The 7,203-nt window shown below is 45.5% G+C and carries 9 protein-coding genes; 7 read left to right on the forward strand and 2 right to left on the reverse strand.

Annotation, left to right across the window (positions count from 1 at the left end):
- Positions 1-23: 23 nt before the first annotated feature.
- Both Q1A08_RS08630 and Q1A08_RS08635 read right to left on the reverse strand, forming a co-directional pair.
- Positions 24-899 (reverse strand): outer membrane lipoprotein-sorting protein, encoded by an 876-nt coding sequence (locus tag Q1A08_RS08630; RefSeq protein WP_299771869.1) that lies wholly within the window; start codon positions 897-899, stop codon positions 24-26.
- Positions 880-3,291, reverse strand: coding sequence for an MMPL family transporter (locus Q1A08_RS08635; protein ID WP_299771871.1), 2,412 nt, complete (start codon positions 3,289-3,291; stop codon positions 880-882). Before Q1A08_RS08635 ends, Q1A08_RS08630 begins: the two co-directional genes overlap by 20 nt.
- Positions 3,292-3,635: 344 nt before the next feature.
- Here Q1A08_RS08635 and Q1A08_RS08640 point away from each other — a divergent pair, with 344 nt between their 5' ends.
- From Q1A08_RS08640 to Q1A08_RS08665, 7 genes are all read left to right on the forward strand, one after another.
- Positions 3,636-4,073, forward strand: coding sequence for a MarR family transcriptional regulator (locus Q1A08_RS08640; RefSeq protein ID WP_299771873.1), 438 nt, complete (start codon positions 3,636-3,638; stop codon positions 4,071-4,073).
- A gap of 89 nt (positions 4,074-4,162) precedes the next feature.
- Entirely contained in the window at positions 4,163-4,552 is a 390-nt protein-coding gene (locus Q1A08_RS08645; RefSeq protein ID WP_299771875.1) for a GFA family protein, read from the forward strand.
- 424 nt (positions 4,553-4,976) lie between these two features.
- Positions 4,977-5,228, forward strand: coding sequence for a hypothetical protein (locus Q1A08_RS08650; RefSeq protein ID WP_299771876.1), 252 nt, complete (start codon positions 4,977-4,979; stop codon positions 5,226-5,228).
- A 98-nt stretch (positions 5,229-5,326) separates the two neighbouring features.
- A complete protein-coding gene (locus Q1A08_RS08655; protein ID WP_299771877.1) occupies positions 5,327-5,728 on the forward strand; it encodes a DUF5713 family protein in 402 nt (133 codons plus the stop codon).
- Between the two features lie 105 nt (positions 5,729-5,833).
- On the forward strand, positions 5,834-6,142 hold the full coding sequence (locus tag Q1A08_RS08660) for a hypothetical protein (RefSeq protein ID WP_299771878.1): 309 nt from the start codon (positions 5,834-5,836) through the stop codon (positions 6,140-6,142).
- A gap of 150 nt (positions 6,143-6,292) precedes the next feature.
- Positions 6,293-6,595 (forward strand): CPCC family cysteine-rich protein, encoded by a 303-nt coding sequence (locus Q1A08_RS21500; protein ID WP_363323512.1) that lies wholly within the window; start codon positions 6,293-6,295, stop codon positions 6,593-6,595.
- Between the two features lie 96 nt (positions 6,596-6,691).
- A complete protein-coding gene (locus Q1A08_RS08665) occupies positions 6,692-7,087 on the forward strand; it encodes a hypothetical protein (RefSeq protein WP_299771879.1) in 396 nt (131 codons plus the stop codon).
- Positions 7,088-7,203 lie beyond the last annotated feature (116 nt).

Raw genomic sequence — 7,203 nt, forward strand, 5'->3', positions numbered from 1 at the left:
CCGTTTGGCAGGGTATAGAGGAATCATAGGCCGCGTCTCAAGCGTGCTTGGGTAAATAGCTTTTGGGGTACTGGGCTTGCATAATCAATATTGGAAAAACGGATGCGCGAGCTGTGTCCGGTTTTGTGGTTGCTAATAATAATTTGCTTACTGCTAAGATAGCCGTCGATTTCCTCTACGGCTTCTAGCTGCATAGTACGGCTATGGTTACCATTTTGATCGTAGAATTCGCTCAGACGGCTCATCCAAATGCTTGGGTCTATATGCCAAATGGCTTTTGATATGCCAAGCTCTTCAGCGATTTGTGGCTTGGCGGGTAGGCCCTCCACCACGAGCAGCTGTCGTCCATCAATTTCTTTTTCGCCTAGCAGTTCAAAGTGATAATCGCTGGCTTCTATTTTTTGCTCTTTTTTGATTTCTTCATAAGTGAAATCAGTACCCAAAAAATAATCGCCTCTATCGGATGCGGATATGCGGCGCACTTTGCGCAACGCGGGTAGGTACAGCCACTGATCATCATCGCGATTTGGGCTGGCGTAATCGTAAGTTAAAAAGCCTGTTCCTCTTACCCGGCTGGGCTCGGTATAAAAAATGATGGTACGTTTTTCTTGCTCGCCTTTATCGTTGGTAAAATAACGACGGTGGGCGATGGTTTCTTCGCGACGTGTACGGCCATTTTTATCCCGTAGCTCGATAGAGAAGTTGCGGATAACATGCTCACCTTCCGGGCGGGCGTTTACTTTTGCGATAATTTTATCGGCGTTTAATGTGCTTGGCTCTATGTTTTCACCTTCCGCTTGCAGTATGCTGGCTGCAGCAAAGCTTAAGACGATGCTTAGAACACCATTTTTCAAACTCAGCGCTTTGCGGAATTTTGCTTTATTTATATTGGGCTTCATAAGAATCTCCTTCAGCCTGACGTTCTTCAGTTGATGAGTTATCGCTTAATAGCGCTTTGGGTTGTAGCCACAGTGCCAAGCTAGGCAATAGACTAAGCGAAGACAGAAAAGCGACCGAAACCGCAACGGCCACAAGGCCACCAAATTTAACAAGTGGTGGTACCTCCGAGCTCATTAGCACCCCAAAACCACCCGCTACCGCAATAAAATTTAAGAGCAGTGCGCGACCGGTATCGGGGTAAAAAGCCATCAGCGATTCGGCGCTTAGGCCATACTCGCGGCCAATTTCACGCAGCTTGTCTAAGGTGTGGATAGCAAAATCGATAGATAGGCCAATTGCAATCGCCGCAAACATTGAGGTGCTAACACCTAGTGGTATGCCGCTAAAGCCCATCACGGCATACACCAATAATATGGCGAGGCCTACAGGCGTGGCGGCCAGCAAGCCAGCGCTTATTGATTTAAAAACCAACATAGCGGTAGCCGTAACACAGATAAAAGAAATAATGATGGAAAACAGCGTGGACTGATCGATACCCTTAATCCAGTGATAGTTCACGGCGACGCGGCCGGTAACCGTGGCTTGAATGTCCGGGCTATTAAAGTGCTCTTCTATGTATCTTTCGATGCTGGGGATCAGAATTTTATTGTTGCTGTACTTGCCTTCTTTGACCTGTACCCGAATAAGCGCCTGGCGATGATCGTAATCAATCTCCTCTTCAAAATCTGTTGGATCGGCACTGGCGCTATATAGGAAGAACAGCTGTGCAATAAGATTTGGGTCGTCAGGAATGCTATAAAAATTTTTATTGCCTTCATTTACCGAACGGTGCAGTTGCTTAATATAATCCACAATTGATGTGCTGCCGCCAACGCTGTACAAGCTTTCTATATACTGCTGCAGATCGGCGATTTTATGCAGTGTCGCGGGGTTGTATAAGCCGCCATTGCTATCGGTTTCGACTAGGATATCTAAGTTGTAGATACCATCGGTGGCCGCGTTGATGGCTTTATCGGCGATATACACCGGCTCGCTTTGTTGAAAGTTTTCAATCCTATCTTCATCCACCTTAACTTGTGCTGCGCCAATTATGCCGATAGCAAAAGCAACGGCGCCAATAGCAATGGTGAGCTTAGGGCGATGCAAAACGGCTTTACCAAAACCATTTAGCAAGCGCTCCACTGCTTTGGGTTTATCGCTGTGGTTTTTGTTGTTACGAAACGGCAGGGGAATACGACTGGACGGCCATAAAATCATTAGCGCTGGCAGCAAAGTTAATGAATACAACCAAGCTAATGCAACGCCAAGCGCGCCATATAAGCCAAAGGCTTGCACGGGGGGCATGGTGGCGCTGGCCGAAAGGGCGAGAAAGCCGGTAATGGTCGTAATGCTGGTTAAGCTAACAGGTCGCCACATGCTGGCAACGGCTAATTTAACGGCCTGCTTTTTATCGATACTGGGCTGCGCTCGCTGTATACCATAATAGGCCGATAAAATATGAATGGAATCGGCCACGGAGATACCAATTAAATTCACCACCAAACCATTGGTAATCACATAAAAAGACGTACCAGAAGCCGCCATTAAACCAAAGCTGCCCAAGACCGTGCCAGCCACAATAATGTTAGGCAGTAAGGTGGCCCGCAGCGAAACAAAACCAATCAATAACACAATGGTGATAATCAAGCCGGCCATGGGGTTCAAGCGGCTGGCATCACGATCGATATAGGTAGAAAGAAAGCCTGCTACCGCACCTTCACCGGCAATATGTACCACCGTGCCTTCAGGCTTGGGGGTATTCTTTACCAGCTCTACCACCGCATCGTAGGCTAGCTGCGCTTCATCTTCATTTAAGATCTCGGCCACAATTAAAGTAGCGGTGCCCGCTTTGCCAACTAGGCTGCCTTGATAAAGGGGGAAGTCTTCAATGGCTGTGCGAATCTCGGCTGCGCGTTGTTCGCTATCGGCGGGCGCTTTAAAGTGCTCGGTATCACTATCTAAAAAGCCCTCGACGATTAAACCCTCGGCGGTGCCGTTGATATTGTTTTCCGTAGCGAGGCTAGTTACCCGATCCGGATCAACATATTTTAACTGCTTAACACCATCACTTAGTTGTTTTAACAGGGCGAGGTTTTCGGCATTAAAAATGCCATTTTGATCAATGACCGCAATAACAATAGGATCGGTAAGGCTAAACAGTTGCTCTACCTTATCTTTATAAATAAGCGCGCTAGAGTTCGGATCGATAAAAGCATCAGCCGAAGTATCCTTGCTAAGCCTGGGTAAAAAACTCGCGCTGGCAGCAATAAGCCCCATCGTCAATACAAGCAGCAGCCAGGGGTAGGCAAGGCTGCGGTCTATCCATTTAGGTATTTGCGTATTACTCGCCATAATCTCAGGCCTCTTATTGCTTCGTGTTTTCGAATGTTTGTCTTTCTTATGCTGGCCATTTGCCTATGGCTTGAGACCGGCACATAAATAACTAATCAATGTTTTCTAGCTGTTGGGCACTTGTTCTTAATGCCACTGCTGCATTTCCTCGTGCAGCCTTTTTAAGTGCTAATGGGCGTACTTAAAGCTGTGATTCCAAGTCTTTGCAGCCCTCAATACCGATGCTCTAAGCGCGCTATATCGCGCTTTAAACAGCAAGTGTTTACAGTCCGTATCGTGCATATACACACGAATAGTGCATATGCACGATTGGAAAGTCAACGATAATCGTGTATATCTACGGTATGAGCGATAAAAAGATGATTGAAAACATAACTGGGCGCTGCATGGCGGTGCGTACCTTAAGTGCCGCCAGGGCCATAACCCGGCGCTACGATAGTGCACTGCGCCCCCTTGGTATTACCATTACGCAGTTCACCCTGCTGGCGGCCGTCGCCCGTATAGAGCCCGATTCCATCACCGAGCTTGCCGATAAATTATGGATGGAGCGCACCTCGCTAACACGTGGGGCCAAGCTACTGGAAGCCGATGGCTTAATAGAGCGAAGGGTAGAAGAGGGCGTACGAAAGCGCGGCTTACGTATTAGCGATAAAGGCATAAAGCTGCTGCGCGAAGCCTACCCACTGTGGCAAAACGCCCAACAAGACGTGGAAGAGCAGCTAGGTAAACAAGTCAGCGAAGCCAATCACTTCTTAGATTTACTACGCAGCGCACCGTTTTAATATACACCTTGGATAGCAAGAGAGTGGCCATTAAAAAGAACGCCACAATTGAAAAGCAAAACAAAAACTAAAAACAATAATGGTCACAAATGACTAATAAAGACAGCGTGCGCTACCAGGGCAGCTGCCTATGCGGCGCTATCCAGTATGAAATACTGGCCGAGCCCGTTACCGCATCGCACTGCCATTGCAAGATGTGTCAAAAACAGCACGGCGCCGCCTTCGCCTCCTATGCGCGTATCCGCCGTAGCGAGTTACGCTACACCAAGGGCCAGGACACAATTAAACGCTACCAATCCAGCGAAAAAGTAGAACGTAGCTTCTGCAGCGAATGCGGCTCTAATCTAGAGTGGGGCTACACAGAAGGCGAATGGGCACATTGGGTAGCAATAGCCCTAGGCAGCTTCGATACACCATACAGCCAAGACATCTATAGAGAGCTGCACACAGAAGATAAAGCCCCATGGTGGCAGCCCTAAAAGTAATTGATGGTTTTTTATACAGTTTTAATTTTTAAGCCCTAATCTCGACCTATTCCTATTAATTAGGGAATTAACTATTAATAAAACACTAGATTGAACTAAATCAGTAACATAGCGCCATTTTGCGCGTACCCTAAAAATGTTGCACAAGAGAAAAAGCAAAATCGAAACCAAGAAATAAAGCTTTAGGCGCCAGGTCTCTTTAATTAAGTATGATTCTTCTAGTGCTTGTAAAACCCCAGATAAAACAATAAATTAGAGCTTTAGACAAAGGAATGCAGCTAGCTAATAAAACGGACACTATCCTATTATTTCTGAAATCCCCAAATTAATAAGACTCGTCCGCTTTTTAGTTGTAATTCTACCTGTCTGTTTATTTAGCTGTTATGAGTCACAGAGAAATTATAGGAGCAAGGAAATAATGGATGTGAACGAATATATAAACGAACAAATTGAGAATAATAGCTTTACCCCTGCAGATAAAATAGGGAATGTGATTCATTATACCTGGTGCGAACATGGGGAAGCTGCCGTTGTTCTTGAGCAAGCAGCCGGTGGGTTATCAGAGGCTCTAGCCAATATGTATCCGGGTTTCACAATCGAAATGAAAAATTATTCCGCACCAAACAATGAGCATAATGTTCAAATCTCTATTCGTCGTGAAAACTCATAACAAGGCGCAGCGGTGCGGCCGCAAAGGACGCGGCCGGGACAGCCTACGCGTTACTTCGGCTGCTCCCTGTGCGCGGCGTTATATGAATGGAGAGTTCAATGTATAAATCACTGTTAGTACTATTAATGGCACTCGTACTTTTCGGGTGTGGGCCTGAAAAAATTCAGCTATCAAATACAAAAATAAATGAATACAAATTTCTTGAAGAGATGTACAACGATAGCTACTTCCCTAACCATCTTGTAGATAAGGGGAGGAATATATTGTTGAAGCTTTGTTTATCTATTGAGAAAGAGAAGCCAAGCACAACTGAAGATGTTTACATTTTAACTCGTAAAGCCACAATAGAATTCAACGAGCTAGCAAATGAGTTTGGTAACGCAAATAGCGAGATTGAGACCGCAGCAAGGGAAAATATAGCCAGAGATATTGGATTTATCCTTAATGCGTACAATTACGAATTTAATATCGAGTCTGCCATTTCCACAAGAGAGTGGTAGTCACATAACAAGGCCAGGCAAAATGACCTTCGGCAACTGTCATGCGCCTTGCTAGCGCAAGACCCACGCCAGTCACCTCGGCCTTTGCTGGTGGCGTTATATATCATGAGAATTATTGTAGCTTTGTCATTAGTGATACTTACACAGTCTACATTAGCTGCGAAGTGCGAGCCTGTGCTGAGTAATTTGGTTAAAATTCTAACCAATAAAGGAGACTTAGCGCCGGACAAAAATACCTATGCCAGAAAGTTCAGTGCGAATGAGTTTAGTAGCTCATGTGAATTACAGCATGGCGGGCAGGACTACACACTTTACTTGCACCCTGACAATGTCACTATCGTTGTTGCACATATAGAGCCGAAAACCAATGTCGTTATGTTTAAAGGGCCGTTTTACTCGGCTTATAAAAAGTAATATTGTGCAAGCAGCATATAACAAGTGGCACCAGCAGGAAAATCGCTGCTACGCAGGCTTTGTGCTACTCGCTAGCGCTCAAACAATAACACAAAGCCTGTTTCGCACCGTTTTCAGCTGTGCCAAGCGTTATATGAATCGGCCGAGAACATGAAGTTAGAAGAGTTCGAGATTGGTGAACAACCAGTCCAATGCGGTTGTTGTGATTACTACTCACTAGCAGAGCGAGGTAAATGCTTAATCTGTCCAGTTTGTTTCTGGGAAGATGATTTCGATTGTGTGTCACATGAAAGAGTTAATGTCGATATTAAGTCAGATCTCAATAGAGACTTAACTCTTAGAGAGGCCAGAGTGAATTTCAAGATATATGGTGCATGGGACAGTGAATATTTAGAATTGGTCATTAGCAAAGAAGAAAGGGACACATTGTGGTATGAGCCTAGAAACATATAACAAGTGGCTGTTGGTTGGCTGCAAAAAACGCGGCCGGGACAGCCTACGCTATCGCTTCGGCTGCCCCAAAGCCAAGCGTTCTGTGTCTGGAGAGTCATGGCATCTCATAAGCGATTAAAAAGTGTAGTCCAAAGCACCGCCCACCACGCAGTGAGTGCGCTTTCCTTCGTGCATCCACATCTTGGTCAAGCTTGTGAGGATGCAGGTATGGACTCTGTAGAAATCTGTGTATCTGAAAATGAGCCTTGCCCGCGTGCCTTTGCACATATAGAACCATTGCACCTGGCATTGAATACCCTTAAAGAGACATTTTATGGGCTCGCAGCTACCGAGGGTTTTGAGCCAAGAGATATTGAATCAGCCAAATTAGTGTTCGAGTTTAAGCATGGCCAGCTTGATCACTATTGTAGTGTTTGCACGGCCTCATTGGTTAGTGCATCCAAAACATACCAAAGTAAAGTAAATTACCTTGGTAACACAGAACAAGTTTAGGCAAACGGAAAACTTACTGCGCCTTCGGCTCCGTAATTCTCTGATCTGTAACCACTTTCATGGACAGTAATTTTGTCAATGAAAGAGGTATAGTATGGGACAGACCAAAAAGAGAA

Origin of the sequence: uncultured Pseudoteredinibacter sp., assembly GCF_947500695.1 — a bacterium.
Lineage (GTDB): Bacteria > Pseudomonadota > Gammaproteobacteria > Pseudomonadales > Cellvibrionaceae > Pseudoteredinibacter.

Coding starts and splice junctions, on each gene's coding strand:
- Q1A08_RS08630 (WP_299771869.1), bottom strand. CDS start 899: ATGAAGCCCAATATAAATAAAGCAAAATTCCGCAAAGCGCTGAGTTTG.
- Q1A08_RS08635 (WP_299771871.1), bottom strand. CDS start 3,291: ATGGCGAGTAATACGCAAATACCTAAATGGATAGACCGCAGCCTTGCC.
- Q1A08_RS08640 (WP_299771873.1), top strand. CDS start 3,636: ATGAGCGATAAAAAGATGATTGAAAACATAACTGGGCGCTGCATGGCG.
- Q1A08_RS08645 (WP_299771875.1), top strand. CDS start 4,163: ATGACTAATAAAGACAGCGTGCGCTACCAGGGCAGCTGCCTATGCGGC.
- Q1A08_RS08650 (WP_299771876.1), top strand. CDS start 4,977: ATGGATGTGAACGAATATATAAACGAACAAATTGAGAATAATAGCTTT.
- Q1A08_RS08655 (WP_299771877.1), top strand. CDS start 5,327: ATGTATAAATCACTGTTAGTACTATTAATGGCACTCGTACTTTTCGGG.
- Q1A08_RS08660 (WP_299771878.1), top strand. CDS start 5,834: ATGAGAATTATTGTAGCTTTGTCATTAGTGATACTTACACAGTCTACA.
- Q1A08_RS21500 (WP_363323512.1), top strand. CDS start 6,293: ATGAAGTTAGAAGAGTTCGAGATTGGTGAACAACCAGTCCAATGCGGT.
- Q1A08_RS08665 (WP_299771879.1), top strand. CDS start 6,692: ATGGCATCTCATAAGCGATTAAAAAGTGTAGTCCAAAGCACCGCCCAC.